This window comes from Micromonospora humidisoli (genome assembly GCF_016900955.1).
Taxonomy (GTDB): domain Bacteria; phylum Actinomycetota; class Actinomycetes; order Mycobacteriales; family Micromonosporaceae; genus Micromonospora; species Micromonospora wenchangensis.
On record NZ_JAFEUO010000003.1, the window covers coordinates 627,725 to 645,513 of the forward strand.

Consider the following 17,789-nt stretch of genomic DNA (forward strand, 5'->3'; position numbering starts at 1 on the left):
CGCGATCCCGGGAGTCAATGGCGGCCACCCACGACACGACCGCCGGCCGGGTCCCCGTCACCGGTCGGCCGGGCCCGGCTGGGCGGGCGCGGTGGCGATGGCGGACAGGTTGGCCAGGACCACGTCGAGGACCCGGACCGCGCCCGACTTGGACAGCGGGTTGTTGCCGTTGCCGCACTTCGGGGACTGGACGCAGGACGGGCAGCCCGACTCGCAGCCGCACTCGACGACGGCGTCGCGGGTGGCACCCAGCCAGGCCGCCGCCGTCCGGTAGGCCCGCTCGGCGAAGCCGGCCCCGCCGGGGTGGCCGTCGTAGACGAACACGGTGGGTGCCTCGGTGTCCGGGTGCAGGGCGGTGGAGAGCCCGCCGATGTCCCACCTGTCGCAGGTGGCCATCAGCGGCAGCAACCCGATCGCGGCGTGCTCGGCGGCGTGCAGCGCCCCCGGCACGTCCGCCGGCTCGACCCCGGCCGCCGCCAGCGACTGCGGGGAGAGCGTGAACCAGACCGCGACGGTGCGCAGTTCCCGGGCCGGCAGGTCCAGCGGGCGGGTGTCGATCACCTCGCCGGAGGCGATCCGGCGACGCTGGTAGGAGACCACCTGGCTGGTGACGTCCACCTCGCCGAGGAAGAGCCCGACCGGGCCGGCGTCCCGGTACGAGCGGACCGACACCACGGAGAGCGAGGTGACGTCCCGGGCGTGGGTGGACCAGTCCGGCTCCTCGGCGTGCACCAGCGCGCACCCGTCGTCGAGGTCCAGCGCGTCGACCACGTACGAGACGCCCTGGTGCAGGTAGACCGCCCCCGGGTGGACGAGGAAGTGCGCCGAGCCGCCGTCGACGGTGCCGAGCAGGCGTCCGGTGGACTCCTCCACCACGCAGACCGGCGCCCCGCCCTCGCCACGCAGGTCGATCTCGGGGCGTTCCCGGTGCCGCCAGTACCACCCGGTGGGCCGCTGCCGCAGGTCACCGGCCTGCACCAGCTCGTCGACGGCCTCCTTCGCCCCGTCACCGAACAGCTCCAGGTCGGCCGGGGTGAGCGGGGACTCGGCGGCGGCGCAGGCGAGCTGCGGGGTGAGCACGTACGGGTTGGCCGGGTCGAGCACCGTCGCCTCGACCGGGCGGCCGAACAGCGCCTCCGGATGGTGCACCAGGTAGGTGTCGAGCGGGTCGTCCCGGGCCACCAGCACGGCGAGCGCCTCGTCGCCGGAGCGCCCGGCCCGGCCGGCCTGCTGCCACAGCGACGCCCGGGTGCCCGGCCAGCCGCAGATCAGCACCGCGTCCAGCCCGACCAGGTCGACGCCGAGTTCCAGCGCGTTGGTCGAGGCCAGCCCGAGCAGGTCGCCGTGGAGCAGGGCCCGTTCCAGTTTCCGGCGTTCCTCCTTCAGGTAACCGGCCCGGTAGGCGGCCACCCGTTCGCCGAGGCCGGGCACCGCCTCGTCCAGCGCCCGGCGGGCGTTCGCGGCGACCACCTCCGCGCCGCGCCGGGACCGGACGAAGGCGAGCGTGCGTACCCCCTCGGCGACGGTGTCGGCGAGCAGGTCGGCGGTCTCCCGCAGCGCCGACCGGCGGACCTGGATCAGGTCGTCGGCGACGGCCCCGACGTCGGCGGGCGGCGGCAGCAGCGGCGGTTCCCAGAGCGCGAAGGTGACCCCGCCGCGCGGCGAGGTGTCCTCGGTGACGGCGGTGACGGGCAGGCCGGTGAGCCGCCCGGCGGTCGCCGCCGGGTCACCCGACGTCGCCGACGCGAGCAGGAACACGGGGGTACGGCCGAACTGCGCGCACCGGCGGCGCAGCCGGCGCAGTACGTGCGCCACGTGCGAGCCGAACACGCCCCGGTAGGTGTGGCACTCGTCGACGACCACGTACGTCAGCCGGCGCAGGAACCCCGACCAGTGGGTGTGGCCGGGCAGCAGGCCGTGGTGCAGCATGTCCGGGTTGGTCAGCACGAACCGGGAGTGCCGGCGGATCCACTCCCGTTCGGTGCGCGGGGTGTCCCCGTCGTAGGTGGCGGGGCGTACCCCGTCGAGGTCGAGGCCGGCGACGGCGCGCAGCTGGTCGGCGGCGAGGGCCTTGGTGGGGGCCAGGTAGAGCACCGTGGCCCGGGGGTCGGCCAGCAGCGTGGCCAGCGTCGGGAGCTGGTACGCCAGGGACTTGCCGGACGCGGTGCCGGTGGCCACGACGACGTGCTGCCCGGCGTACGCCAGCTCGGCGGCCTGGGCCTGGTGCCGCCAGGGGGCGGTGACGCCGCGTCGGGCGAACGCCGCCCGGAGCTCCTCGGGGGCCCACTGCGGCCAGGGGGCCTGCTGCCCGGCGCGGGCCGGTACCCGCTCGACGTGGGTGACCGGGTCGAGCGGATGGCGGGTCCGTAGCCGGTGCAGCAGCTCGGCCGGGCCCCGCCCGGTGCCGGGGCCTGCGGTCGCGGTGGCTGCGGGGTTCACGTCCTGCACTCTCGCACTGGTGTTCGGTGCTGAACAACCGGGCCGGTGGGTATGGAGGAGCCGCCGCCGGTGACCCCGCCGGGCCGTCCGGCGGGGATGGTTAGATGCCCAGGAGAGTTTACGGCTCTCGGAGGAGGACTGATGGAGCTGTCGCTGGCGACCCGCACCGTGGGGGAGCACACGGTGCTCGAGGTCGGCGGTGAGGTGGACGTCTACACCGCACCCCGACTGCGCGAACGGCTCCTGGAGTTGATCGACGGCGGGGCCCGGCGGGTGGTCGTCGACCTGGGGCGGGTGGACTTCCTCGACTCCACCGGCCTGGGGGTGCTGGTCGGCGCCCTGAAGCGGCTGCGGTCGGCCGGGGGTTCGTTCGCCCTGGTCTGTGACAAGGAGCCGCTGCTGAAGATCTTCCGGATCACCGCCCTGGACCAGGTCTTCCCCCTGCACCCGACGGTGGACGCGGCGATCGCCGCCGACCCCACCGGCTCCGGCGCGTGATGGCGACGGTCCGGCTCTCCTTCTCGCCGGCGCCGGTGCACGTGCGTACCGCCCGCCTGGTCGGTGTGGCGGTGGCCCGTCGGGCCGGGGTCCGGGAGGATCTGCTCGACGAGGTACGGCTGGCCATCGGTGAGGCGTGCACCCGGGCGGTCGCCCTGCACCACCAGTACGGGCTGGCCGACCCGGTGCTGGTGGAGATGTCCGACTCCGGAGCGTATTCGGTGCGGGTGGTGGACCGGGCGCCGATCGAGGCGGGGTTGGGCCTGGCCGCGTTGAACGCCGACGAGTTGGCCAACGAGGCGTTGACCGACGAGGCGCTGACCACGGGCGTGGGCTTCGCGCTGCTCGCCGGTTTCGTGGAGGACCTCCAGGTGCGGCCGGTGGCCGAGGGGATCGGGACCGAGGTCCGGATGGTGTGGCCGGTCGGTCGCTGATCGTCACTGTACGTATGTGAGGCCGTGACCCTTGGTGGGTCGCGGCCTCGCGGCGTCGATGGCCTCCTATATCAGATTTTTCCTCATAACACAGTTACAGAGATCATCCGGACACGGCGTCCCCCAGGTGTGACCTCCAACACTGGCCGGGGCTACAGTCTGTGGGTTGTCAGTACGTGATCGTTCCCGCAGCCAGCGGATATGGATGTTGATCATCTTCCGTGGCGGCGGGTCGGAGCACGTGCGCCACCGCATCCAGGCGTCGGTCATACGTCCACTGGCCGGCGCGACAGTGTTCGGTACAGGAGGACATAGATGTCCGGGACCTTGGCCGCCGAAGGCGGCGCGCTGTCCCTCACCGGAGAGAACGTGACGTACGTCGTCATCGCCGCGGTCATCGCGCTGGTGGCACTCGTCTTCGCCGCCGCCTTGACCAAGGCCGTGCTGGCAGCCGGTAAGGGCACCACCAACATGCAGGAGATCTCCGGCGCGGTGCAGGAGGGCGCCTCCGCCTATCTGCTCCGGCAGTTCAGGACGTTGGCGATCTTCGTGGTCGTCGCCGTCGTACTGCTCTTCCTGCTACCGGTGCACGACACCGACGGCAGCGAACTGGCGGTCAAGATCGGCCGGTCCGCGTTCTTCGTGGTCGGCGCCCTGTTCAGCGCGTTCATCGGCGGGGCCGGGATGTGGCTGGCCACCCGGGCCAACCTGCGGGTCGCCGCCGCCGCCCGGGAGGCGGCCGGTGGCCGGGAAGCCGCCATGAAGATCGCCTTCCGTACCGGCGGCGTGGTCGGCTTCCTCACCGTCGGCCTCGGCCTGTTCGGCGCGGCGCTCGTGGTCATGCTGTTCAAGGGCGACGCGCCGACCGTGCTGGAGGGCTTCGGCTTCGGTGCCGCCCTGCTCGCCATGTTCATGCGGGTCGGCGGCGGCATCTTCACCAAGGCCGCCGACGTCGGGGCCGACCTCGTCGGCAAGGTCGAGCAGGGTATCCCCGAGGACGACCCGCGCAACGCCGCCACCATCGCCGACAACGTGGGCGACAACGTCGGCGACTGCGCCGGCATGGCCGCCGACCTCTTCGAGTCGTACGCGGTGACGCTGGTCGCCGCGCTGATCCTCGGCCGCGCCGCGTTCGGCGAGGACGGGCTGGTCTTCCCGCTGATCATCTCCACCATCGGGGTGCTGATCGCCATCGTCGGCGTCTTCATCACCCGGCTGCGCCCCTCCGACCGCAACGGCCTGACCGCCATCAACCGGGCCTTCTACCTCTCCGCCGTCATCTCCGCGGTGCTGGTCGCGGTCGCCGCCTTCCTCTACCTGCCGGCCAGCTTCGGCGAGCTGGAGGGCGGGCTCACCGACGTCGACCAGAACCCCCGCGTGGTCGCCATCGGCGCGGTCGTCATCGGCATCGTGCTGGCCGCCGCCATCCAGGCGCTGACCGGCTACTTCACCGAGACCAACAGGCGTCCGGTGCAGGACATCGGCAAGAGTTCGCAGACCGGCCCGGCCACCGTCATCCTCGCCGGCATCAGCGTCGGCCTGGAGTCGGCGGTCTACTCGGCCCTGCTGATCGGTGCCGGGGTCTTCGGCGCGTTCCTGCTCGGCGGCAGCTCCATCACCCTGTCGCTGTTCGCGGTCGCGCTGGCCGGCACCGGCCTGCTCACCACGGTCGGCGTGATCGTCGCGATGGACACCTTCGGCCCGATCTCCGACAACGCGCAGGGCGTGGCCGAGATGTCCGGCGACATCGACGAGAACGGCGCGCGGATCCTCACCGAACTCGACGCGGTCGGCAACACCACCAAGGCGATCACCAAGGGCATCGCGATCGCCACCGCCGTGCTCGCGGCCACCGCGCTGTTCGGCTCGTACACCGACACGCTGAGCACCGCGTACTCCGACGCGGGCGTCGGGGACGTCGCCAGCGAGATCCTCAACGCGCTCAACGTCGCCAACCCGCGCAACCTGGTCGGTCTGATCATCGGTGCGGCGGTGGTCTTCCTCTTCTCCGGGCTGGCCATCAACGCGGTGTCCCGCTCGGCCGGCGCGGTGGTGATGGAGGTCCGCCGGCAGTTCCGTGAGCTGCCCGGCATCATGGACCGCACCCAGCGCCCCGAGTACGGCAAGGTCGTCGACATCTGCACCCGGGACGCGCAGCGCGAGCTGATGACCCCCGGCCTGCTGGCCATCCTCGCCCCGATCGCGGTCGGCTTCGGCCTCGGCCCCGGCGCGCTGGCCTCCTACCTGGCCGGGGCGATCGGGGCGGGCACCCTGATGGCGGTCTTCCTGTCCAACTCCGGTGGCGCGTGGGACAACGCCAAGAAGCTCGTCGAGGACGGCTCCTACGGCGGCAAGGGTTCCGAGTCGCACTCGGCGACGGTCATCGGCGACACCGTCGGCGACCCGTTCAAGGACACCGCCGGCCCGGCGATCAACCCGCTGATCAAGGTGATGAACCTGGTCTCGCTGCTGATCGCGCCGGCCGTGGTGGCCTGGAGCGTCGGCGACGACCGGAACACCCCGCTGCGCCTGACGGTCGCGGTGGTCGCCACCCTGATCGTGGTCGCGGCGGTGGTGTTCAGCAAGCGCAAGGGCGTCGCCATGGACTCCACCCCGGACGGTGGCGGCACCGGCACGGGCAACGACCCGAAGCGGGTCGAAGCCGCCAACGCCTGAGTCACGACGCGGCGGGTCCCCGGTCCTGCGGGGGCCCGCTGCGCCGTGAAACCTGACCGCTGGCGCAATCGCCCGGAGGCCGTACGCTGCAACGCATGCGTACGTGTCGGGCGGGTGACGCCGGGAAGCTCACGGTGGTCCTCGTCGCGGTCGTACTCGTCGTGGCCGGGTGTGGTGGCGGGCCCAGCCCCCGGGCCTGGGCGGCGTCGGTCTGCGAGGCGCTCACCCCCTGGCGGGCCGAGATCAGCAAGCTCACCAGCAGCACCCACCAGCAGATGACCGCGCAGACCACCCCGGCGCAGGCGAAGGAGAACCTGGTGCGGCTCTTCGGCGGCGCCGAGCAGGCGAGCGAGACGGCCCGCCGCCGGATCGCCGACGCCGGCATCCCGGAGACCGACCACGGCGACGAGGTGTCGAAGGGGTTCCGCACCTCCCTGGCGAAGATCAGGGACGCCTACGGCCGCGCCGGGGACACCATCGACGCCCTGGACACCACCCGGGCCGCCGCCTTCTACGACGGCGTCCAGGCCGCGGTCGACACGCTCAACCAGGAGTACGACGCGAGCGCGCTGGACACCGGGCGACTCAACTCGACAGAGCTCAAACAGGCCTTCGACGAGGTTCCGGAGTGTCGCTGAGGCGTGCCGACCCGCCCGGGGAACCGGGGCGTCAGCTCTCGCTGTTCGGCACCGAGGCGGCCGATCCGTCCGTCGCCGACCTGGCCGGGCTGCTCGCCGGCCCGGGGGAGGTGCACCGGATGGGTCGTACCGCCCGGTTGTCCGTCGGGGTGGACGCGGCCTGGCGGGTGCACGTGCTCGTCGACGAGTTGGCCCGGCGGGGGCTCGCGGCGGGCTGGGAGTCGACCGGGGAGCAGCGTTATGTCGTGCGCACCCCGTACCTGACCACGTTGGCGCCGTTGGCGACGGCCTGGCTGCCCGGTGGGGTCAAGCGACCACCGCCCCGGTTCCACCTGCACGGGCGGCGGCTGCGGCTGTGGCTGGCCGCCGCCGGGGCGGCCGACGACGCCGGGCTGCTGCTGCGCCTTGACCGGCGGGACGAGCCGTGGTGGCCGGTGGTGCGGGCGGCGCTCGCGGTGGTGGGTCTGCCGGCGGCGCTGGTGGAGGTGGAGGCGGGTGGTCCGGCGTACCGGATCGGTGGGCGACGGCTGGCCCGGCTGGCCGAGCTGGTCGGTGACCGCCCGCCGGCCGCCCCCGCCGACCTCTGGCCGTGACCCCCCTGCCCGGGCCTCTGGCCGTGACCGTCCCGCCCGGGCCCGCCGCTGCCCGCCGCGACCCGTGGGCCGGGTGGTGATCGACTCGACGGGGGCCGCATTGCGGTATCGGAGCGACCGGATGCGGAGTCGATCAGTCGGGACGGGGCGGGGTGTCCGATCATGGACGGGATCGCGGACAGTATGCTGGTCGTCTCACTCCGTGAACACCGGGATTCGCCCAGGTCGGAGGGCCGACGTCGTCACCGTGGCCCACTTCGGGGCCTACCCACGGTGTACGGTGGCGCCGTCCGGTCACTGAGGCCGTGCGGCGTCGGCGGTGCCGCCGCGCGGACGCTGTTTGCCGCCCCCGGGACCCGGAACCTGGGCGGCGCGTTACGTTGGACATCCGGACCAACCGTGGTCCGGCGGGCGCAACACGGCCCGAAACGGGCCTGGAGCAGGAGCGAGGTCGGGGAGAGACGTGCCGAGCAGAGCTGGAACCACCCGTCTGGTCATCGTCGAGTCACCGGCGAAGGCCAAGACGATCTCGGGCTACCTCGGCCCGGGGTACGTCGTGGAGGCCAGCTTCGGCCACGTCCGGGACCTGCCCCGCAACGCCGCCGACGTGCCGGCCAAGTACAAGGGCGAGCCGTGGGCCCGCCTCGGGGTGGACGTCGACAACGGCTTCCACGCCCTCTACGTGGTCTCGGCCGACCGTAAACAGCAGATCAGCAAGCTGGTGAAGCTGGCCAAGGAGGTCGACGAGATCTTCCTGGCCACGGACGAGGACCGCGAGGGCGAGGCCATCGCCTGGCACCTGGTGGAGACCCTCAAGCCCAAGGTGCCGGTCAAGCGGATGGTCTTCCACGAGATCACCAAGCCGGCCATCCAGGCCGCGGTGGCCAACCCCCGGGAGATCGACCGGGACCTGGTCGACGCCCAGGAGGCCCGCCGCATCCTCGACCGGCTCTACGGCTACGAGGTATCCCCGGTGCTGTGGAAGAAGGTCATGCCGAGGCTCTCGGCGGGCCGGGTGCAGTCCGTGGCGACCCGGATCGTGGTCGAGCGGGAACGCCAGCGGATGGCCTTCCGCACCGCGGAGTACTGGGACATCCTCGCCACCCTCGCGGTGGCGAAGCCGGGCGAGGGCCCGCGCACCTTCAACGCCACCCTGGTCGCGCTCAACGGCGACCGGGCCGCCACCGGCAAGGACTTCGAGCCGACCACCGGCCGGGTGCGGCCCGGCGCGGGCGTGGTGCACCTCGACGAGAGCGGTGCCCGTGGGCTGGCGGCCCGGCTCGACGGGCGGCCGTTCACCGTCACCCGGGTCGAGGAGAAGCCCTACCGTCGTCGCCCCTACGCGCCGTTCATCACCTCCACCCTCCAGCAGGAGGCGGCCCGCAAGCTGCGGTTCTCGTCGCAGCAGACGATGCGCACCGCGCAGCGGCTCTACGAGAACGGCTACATCACCTACATGCGTACCGACTCGGTGAACCTCTCCGAGACGGCCATCACGGCGGCCCGCCGGCAGATCGTCGAGCTGTACGGCGAGCGCAGCGTGCCACCGGAGCCGCGCCGCTACACCGGCAAGGTCAAGAACGCCCAGGAGGCGCACGAGGCGATCCGCCCGGCGGGGGACAACTTCCGCACCCCGGGCGACGTGGCCAAGGAGCTGTCCGGCGAGGAGTTCAAGCTCTACGAGCTGATCTGGCGGCGTACCATCGCCTCGCAGATGACCGACGCGGTCGGCTCCAGTGTCTCGGTGCGTATCCGGGCGGTCTCCGTCGCCCAGGAGGAGGCCGACTTCGGCGCCACCGGCAAGACCATCACCGACCCGGGCTTCCTGCGCGCGTATGTCGAGTCCAGCGACGACGAGAACGCCGAGGCCGAGGACGCCGAGCGCCGGCTGCCCACCCTGGTCAAGGACCAGCCGTTGACCGCCGACGAGTTGGCCGCGCAGGGCCACCACACCCAGCCGCCGTCGCGCTACACCGAGGCGTCGCTGGTGAAGGCGCTGGAGGAGCTGGGCATCGGGCGTCCCTCGACATACGCGTCGATCATGCAGACGATCCAGGACCGGGGCTACGTCACCAAGCGCGGCCAGGCGATGATCCCGACCTTCCTGGCGTTCGCGGTGATCGGGCTGATGGAACGGCACTACCCGCGCCTGATCGACTACGACTTCACCGCCAGCATGGAGAACGAGCTGGACGAGATCGCCGGGGGCGACCACGCCGCCGTCGACTTCCTCACCGCGTTCTACTTCGGCAGCAGCAACGGCACCGGTGACCAGGCCATCGCCCACGCGGGCGGGTTGAAGAAGCTGGTCACCGAGAACCTCAGCGAGATCGACGCGCGCAGCGTCAACTCGATCCCGTTGCACACCGACGACGAGGGGCGCGAGGTCGTCGTCCGGGTCGGCCGCTTCGGGCCGTACCTGCAACGGGCCCTGCCCGGCGAGCAGCCGGCACCGAAGGCCGACGGTGAGGAGGGCGGCGGCCAGGGCGACCGGGCGCCGATCCCGGAGGGGCTGGCCCCCGACGAGCTGACCCCGGAGAAGGTGCACGAGCTGTTCCTCGGCGGGGGCGGCGAACGCAAGCTCGGCGACGACCCGGCCACCGGGGAACCGATCCTGCTCAAGTCCGGCCGGTTCGGCCCGTACGTCGCCAGCGGCGAGCGCAAGTCGTCGCTGCTGCGCACGCAGACGCCCGACTCGCTCACCCTCGACGAGGCGTTGAAGCTGCTCAGCCTGCCCCGGGTGATCGGGGTCGCCCCGGATGGCGCGGAGGTCGTCGCCAACAACGGCCGCTACGGCCCGTACGTCAAGCGTGGTGACGAGTTCCGCTCGCTGGACTCGGAAGACAAGATGTTCACCGTCACCCTCGACGAGGCGCTGGCGCTGCTGGCCGCCCCGAAGACCCGTCAGCGTCGGGCCGCCGCGCCCCCGCTGCGCGAGATGGGTGTCGACCCGCTGACCGAGAAGCCACTGGTGATCAAAGACGGCCGGTTCGGGCCGTACGTCACCGACGGGGAGTTCAACGCGTCGCTGCGGCGCGGGCAGACCCCGGAGGAACTGACCATCGAGCAGGCGTCGGAGATGCTGGCCGAGAAGCGGGCGAAGGGCCCGGCCCCGAAGAAGGCGGCGGCGAAGAAGGCCCCGGCCAAGAAGGCGCCCGCCAAGAAGACGGCGGCGGCCAGGAAGACGACGGCGGCGGCCAAGGCCACCACGGCGAAGGCCACCGCGACCAAGGCCACCGCGACCAAGGCCACCGCGACCAAGGCCACCACGGCGAAGGCCACCGCGACCAAGAAGGCCACCGCGACCAAGAAGGCCACGGCGGCCACGAAGACGCCGGCCCGCAAGGCTGCTCCCCGCAAGGCCACGGTGGCTGCCGACGGCGAGTGAGCCGCTGAAATGGGCCTCACGTTCGGTGCGCGATGGCCTACTCTGTCGCGGTGTCCAAATCGGAGAGTGCGGGTGGCGGCCGGCCGCTGAAGGTGGCGGGCATCGTCGCCCTCGTCGGCACGGTGCTGGCCGGAGCGGGGCTGATCGTCTGGCGTACCAGCGGGACGCGTGGCGATTCGCCGGCTGACCCGCCGGGCGTCGGCGTCGGTGCGCCGGTCGCCGAGGTCGGGCCGGTGACCACCCCGCCCGACCCGGCCGTACGCCAGGACTCCTCCGGCCGCCGGCTGTTCACCATCCTGGGTGCCGGCGACGTGCTGGTGCACCCCGAGCTGACCCATCAGGCAGGTCGGGACGCCAAGCGCGCAGGGCGTCCCGGTGCGCTCGACTTCAACCCGTTGTTCCGGCACGCCCGCCCGGCGGTCGAGGGTGCGGACCTGGCGATCTGCCACCTGGAGACCCCGCTGGCCAAGCCGGACGGGCCGTTCGTCGGCTTCCCGAAGTTCAGCGTCCCCCCGCAGGTGGTGGACGCGATCCGGGGCACCGGCTTCGATGCCTGCTCGACGGCGTCCAACCACACCATCGACCAGGGCGAGGCGGGGGTCGTCCGCACCCTGGACGCGTTGGACGCCGCGAAGATCGGACACACCGGCAGCGCGCGGACCAAGAAGGAATCGCTCACCCCACGGATCTACACCAAGAACGGGGTGCGGGTCGGGCACCTGGCCTACAGCCTGCACTTCAACGGGCTGCGACGGCCGGCGGGCAAGGACTGGATCGCCAACCTCATCGAGCCACCCAGGATCCTCGCGGCGGCACGCAAGCTGCGTACGGCGGGCGCGGAGATCGTGGTGCTGAGCCTGCACTGGGGCACCGAGTACGAGAACCTGCCGGACGCCAGGCAGGAGGAGTGGTCGAAGGTGTTGATCGCGTCCCCGGACATCGATCTGATCCTGGGTCACCATGCGCACGTGGTGCAGCCGATGGAGAAGATCGGCCAGAAGTGGGTCGTCTACGGGATGGGCAACCAGGTCGCCCGGCACGCCGAGCCGATCCCCGCCAACCGGGAGGGGGTGATGGGGCGGTTCACCTTCACCGAGACGGCCAAGGGGAAGTGGCGGGTGACCCGGGCCGAGGCCATTCCCACCTGGATCAATCTGAATCCGGACATCCGGTTGGTGGACCTGTCCACCGCGCTGGCGGATCCGACGACCCCGGCGCACCGCCGGGAGGTCTACCGGGCTGCTGCCGCCCGCATCCGGGGCTACCTGTTGGCCCGTGGCGGAGCAGCGGATGGTCTTGAGGTTCTTGGCCCGCCCGGTAGTTCGGCCACGCCGAACGGGTAAATCACACGGTTGAATATCCGATTCGCTCGATAGTTGGCGAATCGCGCCATCCGGCGGGCGGTGAGCGCTGTTAGCCTCGCACGCCGGCTGGTCCACGGGGAGGAACGGTTTCATGGGTGAGGACTGTCTGCTGCGGGTGCGTGGATGAACCATCCGCCACCGCCGCCGCCGGGGCGGGCGGGACTCCACCACCCCGAGGACGGGCCGGGAGAGCTGGCCCGTTGGCGTCTGATCAGCCTGGAGAAGCAGCTTCCGCAGCCCCGTCTGCTGACCGGGGTCGGTACGCCGGCACTGGTGGCCGCCCTGCTGCTCACCCTGCTCGCCGTCTTCGCCTTCGGCTACCTGGGCCGCGACAACGAGACCGGCGTGCCCCGGGCCGTGACCGATTCGCAGCGGGACTTCGTCGGTGCGGTCGCCCGTGGCCTCGACAGCTCGGTCGCCCGTAGCCGGGAGGAGTTGACCCGTACGGCCGCCGCCTACGACGCGCGGCCGGCCGGGGCGGCCACCCAACTCGCCGCGCTCACCACGGACCAGCCGAAGTGGCGGGGCGTCGGCATCCTCGACGCGGGCGGAAAGTCCACTGTGGCCGCAGTCGGTCGACCGGTGACGCCGCCCCCCGGCGCTGCCACCGGCCGGATCGCCGTGCCGGTGGTCGAGGGCAACGACCCCCGGCTGCTCCTGGTCGAGCCGCTGTCCGATGGCCGGCTGCTCGTCGCCGAGCTGAACCTGCACATCCGCACCCTGCGGCTGGACCCGAAGGCGAGGCAGGCCGTGCTGATCGCCGTCCCCGGAGGGGGACGGTCCCTCGTCCAGGGGGCGCCCGTGCCGGCGGATCCCGCGCTGGACGCGCTGATCGCCGGGGCGGTGGGTGCGACGTCAGGCGTACCCACCGCCACCCGCACCGGCGTACCGGCCGCCGGCCCGGCCGACCGGGACCCGACCGTGCCGGTCGCCCCGGTGGCCACCGCCGACGCCGTCGGCAAGGTCGGTGTCGTGGTGGTCTCCCTGGTGTACGTCCCGGTCACCGCCGCTGCGGTCACCCGGGAGCCCCTGCTGGCCGCGCTCGCCCTGCTGGTGGGGGCGGGTGCGGTGCTGCTCACCCTCCAGTTCGGACTGGTCCGGCCGATGCGGCTGCTCCTCGTCCACGCCAAGGCGGTGGCCTCGGGCAACCCCGTGCAGGGGTGGCCGAGGACGGCGAACGCCCAGGTCAACCGGATCGCCTCGGCGTTCGGCAGGCTCGCCGCCCAGCAGCGGACAACCCCGGCGCAGCGCGGCCCGGACGATCCGGCAGGCGGTGTCCCGGCAGGTCTGGTCGTCGTCACGGCGGTCGTCGCGGTGCTGTTGGCCGCAGGCGGGATCCTGGCCACCCTCGCCCCCCACGAGGACGACCTCCCGGCCCAGGTGGTGCGGGACTCGGAGAACCAGGTCGCGGCCGTGGCCGGCGCGGTCGACGACACCCTGGACGGTGGCTACACCAAGCTCGCCCTGATCGGCGCGGACAACCGTACCGCCGGTACCGCCCAGCTGCGCCGGGTGCTCGACCGCCTGCTCGACGACAACCGCAGGTTCCGCAGCGGCTACCTCGCGTCGGCGAACGGCAGTGTGATCACCAGCGTGGGCCGGGCCCCACTGCGGCCCGGTGGTCCGTTGCCGGGCGAGGGCGGTGTGGTGCTGCACGACGTGCAGGGCCGACTGCCGATCGTCTACGCGTACACGCAGTTGGCGGACGGGCGGTCGCTGGTCGCCGAGTTCGACGTGCGCTACCTGACCCGGCTGTTGGAACGGGTCGACGGGCGACTGCGGGTGGTCGACGTGGACCAGCGGGACATCCTGGATTCGGCCGGCTACCTCGCCTTCGAGCAGGTTTCCAGCGGGCAGGTGCGGACCGCGGCGGCGGAGGCGCTCAGCGGCAGGCCGTACGCCCGGGTGGCGGAGGTCGACGGTGACCGTGAGTTGTTGATCGCCGCGCCGGTCGCGCTGGAGGGTTCGGCGGCGCACCTGGAGTGGACGGTGGTGGCCGAGCGCCCGGTCACCGACTACGCGCTGCCCGGCAACGAGATGCGTCAGGGTGCGCTCCTGGTGGCGGTCGTCGCGGCGGGCATCGGTCTGCTGCTGTTCAGCTGGTACTACTTCTTCCAACTCCGGCCGTTGCGCAACCTGTCCCGGGAGGCGGCGACCCTCGCCGGCGGGGACAGCAGCCGGGTGATCTCACCGCGCTGGCACGACGACATCGGCGCGGTGGCGGTCTGCCTGGAGGTGTGTCGTCAGGCGGCGGTCCACGGCGAGCAGCGGCTCGGCGGTGCGGCGCGACTACGTGGCACCGAGGGCATGCCCACGGCGATCATGACGAAGATCCCGCCACGGCGGAAGGCGGGTAGCCGTGGTGTCCGGTCGTCCCGCAGGGGTGACTGAGATGCTCTTCCTCTATCTGGTGTTCCTCCTCGCGTGCCTCGGGCTGCTGGCCGGCGGCATCATCGAGCAGCGCAACCATCACCGCAGCCTGCACCGCATCCCGCAGCGGGTGCTCGTCAACGGCATCCGGGGCAAGAGTTCGATCACCCGGCTCACCGCCGGTGCGCTGCGCGGTGGCCGGTTGGTCGTGGTGGCCAAGACGACCGGCACGGCGGCCCGGTTCATCTTCCCGGACGCCAGCGAGGAACCGGTCTACCGCAAGTTCGGTATCGCCAACGTGGTGGAGCAGATCGGCATCGTCCGCCGGGCCGCCGCCTACTACCCGGACGCGCTGGTGATCGAGTGCATGGCGGTCATGCCACCGCTACAGGAGCTGAACCAGACCAAGCTGATCCAGTCGACCATCGGCATCCTCTGCAACGTCCGGGAGGACCATCTCGCCGAGATGGGGCCGACCCTGGACGACGTGGCCCGTTCGCTGAGCCGGTCCATGCCGGTGGGCGGGATCTGCGTCACCGCCGAGTCCGACCGGCTGCACATCCTGCAGGCGGAGGCGGACAAGCGGTCCTGCAAGCTGATCCCGGTCGACCCGGAGTCGGTCACCGACGACGAGATGGCGGGCTTCACCTGGACCACGTTCAAGGAGAACGTGGCCATCGCCCTCAAGGTGGCCGAACTGCTCGGGGTGTCCCGGCAGGCCGCCCTGACCGGAATGTGGACGGCGCCCCCCGATCCGGGGGTGCTCAGCGTCGAGGAGTACCGCCGGGGCGACACGTCGCTGCGGTTCGCGAACATCTTCGCCGCCAACGACCCCGAGTCGACGTTCATGAACATCAAGCAGTTGCAGGAACAGGGGTCGATCCCCCGACCGCTGCACGTGCTGATCAACTGCCGGCCGGACCGGGTGGAGCGGAACGGCCAGATGGGTGCGCTGGTCTCCCGGATCGACCCGGACAGGGTCATCCTGATCGGTGAGCCGACCCGGAGTGCCCGCGTCAAGATCGAGGAGAAGTGGCAGGACCGGGTGGTCGACCTGGGCGGCCGGATCGGGGCCGGGGAACTGCTCGACGGGGTGCTCGGCAGCATCGACGGGTTCGCCTCGGTGCTGGCGATCGGCAACATCCACGGTCAGGGCGAGATCCTGCTCGCGCAGCTGGGCCGTCTGGACCGCTCGGTATCCCAGGACCCGCCTGCTCGTGCCGTGCCGCCGGCTCCGCCTGCTCATGCCGTGCCGGCTGGTCCGCCTGTTCGTGCCGTGCCGCCGGGTCCGCCTGCCCGTTCTGTGCCGGCTGGTCCGCCTGCCCGGCCTGTCGGCGGGGCAACTGTCGGTCGGAACGGCGTACCGGCAGGGCCGGGGCCGGCCTCCGGCGGCTCCCGGCGGCAGGCCACGACGTACGGCGACCCGCCCGTGCCCGCCGCGCCCCCGGCGGCGTGGCCCGGCACCCCGACACCCCGACCCCGGCCGTACGACGGGCCGGAGCGCCCCGGCGTGCCCGCCCCCGGGCGTCCGGACCGGTACGCCGCGCTCGCCCCCGAGCAGCTGGACCGGTACGCCGCCCTCGCTCCCGAGCAGTTGGACCGGTACCACGCCGGGTCCCCGGGCCAGCCGGACCTGTTCGGCCCGGCGGAGCAGGAGCCGCCGACCCGGCGCGGCCGGCCGGTGGGCGGGCCCCCGGAGCGGGCCCCGGTGGAGCCCGATCCGCACCGGGGCCGGATCCGCCGGTCGCCGGCCGACGGCACCGCGCCGACGCACCCCGATCCCGATCCGCAGTCGTCGCATCGGCGGCCGTCCGTCTACCGGAGTTCCTCATGATCAACGGAGAGCTGACGCCCGAGCTGTCCACGCTCTGCCTGGGCGTCGGGCTGGTGCTCGCGCTGGCCTGCTACCTCACCACCAATCTCTCCCCCGGCGGCATGATCACGCCGGGTTGGTTGGCACTGGCCCTGGTCGAGGAGTACCGCCAGGTGTTGGTGATCGTCGCGATGACCGGGGTGACCTGGGGGCTCACCCGGCTCATGCAGCGGGTGGTCATCCTCTACGGCAAGCGGCTGTTCGCGGCGATCGTGCTGCTCAGCGTGCTGCTCCAGACCACCCTCTTCCTGATCATCCAGCAGGACTTCCCACTGCTGTTCTCGCACCAGACCCTCGGCTTCGTGGCGCCCGGCCTGATCGCCTACCAGTTGGTCCGTCAACCACCGCTGGCGACGATCCTGGCCACCGGGGCGGTCTCCGTGGGTTCGTACCTGATCATCTTCAGTGGCATCCTGGCCGGCCTGGTGCCGGTGAGTTGAGCCGAGACTACGGAAGCAGGCATCCCCCGTGTCACAGAGCAGGAACGGGATCTGGGCGACGCTGGCCGTCGTCCTGATCGCCGCGGGTGTGATCGTCGTCGTGGCGCTCCGCCCCGACCGGTCCGCGTCGACCGCCCCGCCGGGCGGCGTGGCCGCCCCGGGCGCGGCGTCGGTCGGGTCCGCCGAGCTGACCTTCGCCCGGCTGGGCAAACCGTCACGGACCCAGGTCCGCGACGCGGCCGGGCGGGTGCTGGCGGTGTTCACCGACAAGGCCCGCACGGTACGCGTCTCCGGCCCGGAACGGACCTTCACCGAGCCCCGCTTCACCACGTCGTCGGTGACCACCGACGCCTGGATCCGGCTCGCCCCGACCCCGTGGAAGGCCGGTGAGGAGAAGGCGGCCTGGTTCCGGCCCTGGCTGGACAAGGCGGTCGGGGACGACAGCCCGGACGCCCTCGCCATCGCGATGGACTACCTGGACGACGCGCCCGCCCGCAAGGATGCCGAGGGCCGCCAGTTCGCCGGCGACGCCTCCTTCGGCCCGCTCTCGGCAGCCGACCCGGACGGTCGCGCCGAGAACTCCGACTTCTACGACTACCTCGGCGTGGAGTGGGACTTCCCGGACGGCAAGCACGAGCGGCCGGCCAAGGACCACTTCCGCAGCCTGGACTGCTCGGGTTTCATCCGGATGGTCTACGGCTACCGGATGAAGTACCCGTTGCGGGGCACCAACACCAAGGGCGCCGGACTGCCCCGCCGGGCGTACGCGATGGCCGGCTTCGGCCCGGGCGCGTTGCTGATCCCGAACACCGGCCGGGCGGCCCGGGACTACGGCGTGCTCCAGGAGGGCGACCTGGTCTTCTTCAACCACGGTGCGAACGCCGGCCCGAGCATCGAACACTCCGGCATCTATCTCGGCGTCGACGATGCCGGCCACCACCGGTTCTTCTCCAGCCGGGTCAAGGCGAACGGTCCGACGTTCGGTGACTTCGGCGGCGAGTCGCTGCTGGACGGGCCGGGCTACTGGTCGGGCCGGTTCCTGTCCGCGCGCCGGGTCTGACACCGGCCGGGGCGGC

General features: G+C 72.2%; 12 protein-coding genes. 11 read left to right on the forward strand and 1 reads right to left on the reverse strand.

The features are described from left to right. Window positions 1-57: 57 nt before the first annotated feature. Window positions 58-2,448 (reverse strand): DEAD/DEAH box helicase, encoded by a 2,391-nt coding sequence (gene sftH, locus JQN84_RS13645; protein WP_307821203.1) that lies wholly within the window; start codon window positions 2,446-2,448, stop codon window positions 58-60. Between the two features lie 132 nt (window positions 2,449-2,580). Here sftH and JQN84_RS13650 point away from each other — a divergent pair, with 132 nt between their 5' ends. The 11 genes from JQN84_RS13650 to JQN84_RS13700 all read left to right on the forward strand — a co-directional run bounded on the left by JQN84_RS13650 (window position 2,581) and on the right by JQN84_RS13700 (window position 17,773). Continuing rightward, window positions 2,581-2,937: an STAS domain-containing protein gene (locus JQN84_RS13650; RefSeq protein WP_145917498.1), complete on the forward strand. Its 357-nt coding sequence runs from the start codon at window positions 2,581-2,583 to the stop codon at window positions 2,935-2,937. Next, the gene (locus JQN84_RS13655) at window positions 2,937-3,371 is read left to right on the forward strand and encodes an ATP-binding protein (RefSeq protein ID WP_204925977.1); all 435 of its coding nucleotides are present in this window, start codon (window positions 2,937-2,939) and stop codon (window positions 3,369-3,371) included. The genes JQN84_RS13650 and JQN84_RS13655 overlap by 1 nt, the downstream gene beginning before the upstream one ends. A 315-nt stretch (window positions 3,372-3,686) precedes the next feature. Next, the gene (locus JQN84_RS13660) at window positions 3,687-6,047 is read left to right on the forward strand and encodes a sodium-translocating pyrophosphatase (protein WP_204958710.1); all 2,361 of its coding nucleotides are present in this window, start codon (window positions 3,687-3,689) and stop codon (window positions 6,045-6,047) included. A 95-nt stretch (window positions 6,048-6,142) separates the two neighbouring features. Beyond that, window positions 6,143-6,685: a hypothetical protein gene (locus JQN84_RS13665; RefSeq protein ID WP_204958711.1), complete on the forward strand. Its 543-nt coding sequence runs from the start codon at window positions 6,143-6,145 to the stop codon at window positions 6,683-6,685. Beyond that, complete coding sequence (locus tag JQN84_RS13670; RefSeq protein WP_372445975.1) at window positions 6,676-7,278, forward strand: hypothetical protein; 603 nt, start codon at window positions 6,676-6,678, stop codon at window positions 7,276-7,278. The genes JQN84_RS13665 and JQN84_RS13670 overlap by 10 nt, the downstream gene beginning before the upstream one ends. Before the next feature lie 463 nt (window positions 7,279-7,741). Continuing rightward, window positions 7,742-10,666 (forward strand): type I DNA topoisomerase, encoded by a 2,925-nt coding sequence (gene topA / locus JQN84_RS13675; RefSeq protein ID WP_204958712.1) that lies wholly within the window; start codon window positions 7,742-7,744, stop codon window positions 10,664-10,666. Window positions 10,667-10,716: 50 nt separating this feature from the next. After that, entirely contained in the window at window positions 10,717-12,009 is a 1,293-nt protein-coding gene (locus JQN84_RS13680; protein WP_307821205.1) for a CapA family protein, read from the forward strand. A 144-nt stretch (window positions 12,010-12,153) separates the two neighbouring features. Next, window positions 12,154-14,421, forward strand: a complete 2,268-nt coding sequence (locus JQN84_RS13685) for a cache domain-containing protein (protein ID WP_204958714.1) — start codon at window positions 12,154-12,156, stop codon at window positions 14,419-14,421. Between the two features lies 1 nt (window position 14,422). Continuing rightward, complete coding sequence (gene pgsB, locus JQN84_RS13690; RefSeq protein ID WP_204958715.1) at window positions 14,423-16,234, forward strand: poly-gamma-glutamate synthase PgsB; 1,812 nt, start codon at window positions 14,423-14,425, stop codon at window positions 16,232-16,234. Then, window positions 16,231-16,713, forward strand: coding sequence for a poly-gamma-glutamate biosynthesis protein PgsC/CapC (locus tag JQN84_RS13695; protein ID WP_204958716.1), 483 nt, complete (start codon window positions 16,231-16,233; stop codon window positions 16,711-16,713). The genes pgsB and JQN84_RS13695 overlap by 4 nt, the downstream gene beginning before the upstream one ends. A gap of 28 nt (window positions 16,714-16,741) precedes the next feature. Then, a complete protein-coding gene (locus tag JQN84_RS13700) occupies window positions 16,742-17,773 on the forward strand; it encodes an NlpC/P60 family protein (protein WP_204958717.1) in 1,032 nt (343 codons plus the stop codon). Window positions 17,774-17,789 lie beyond the last annotated feature (16 nt).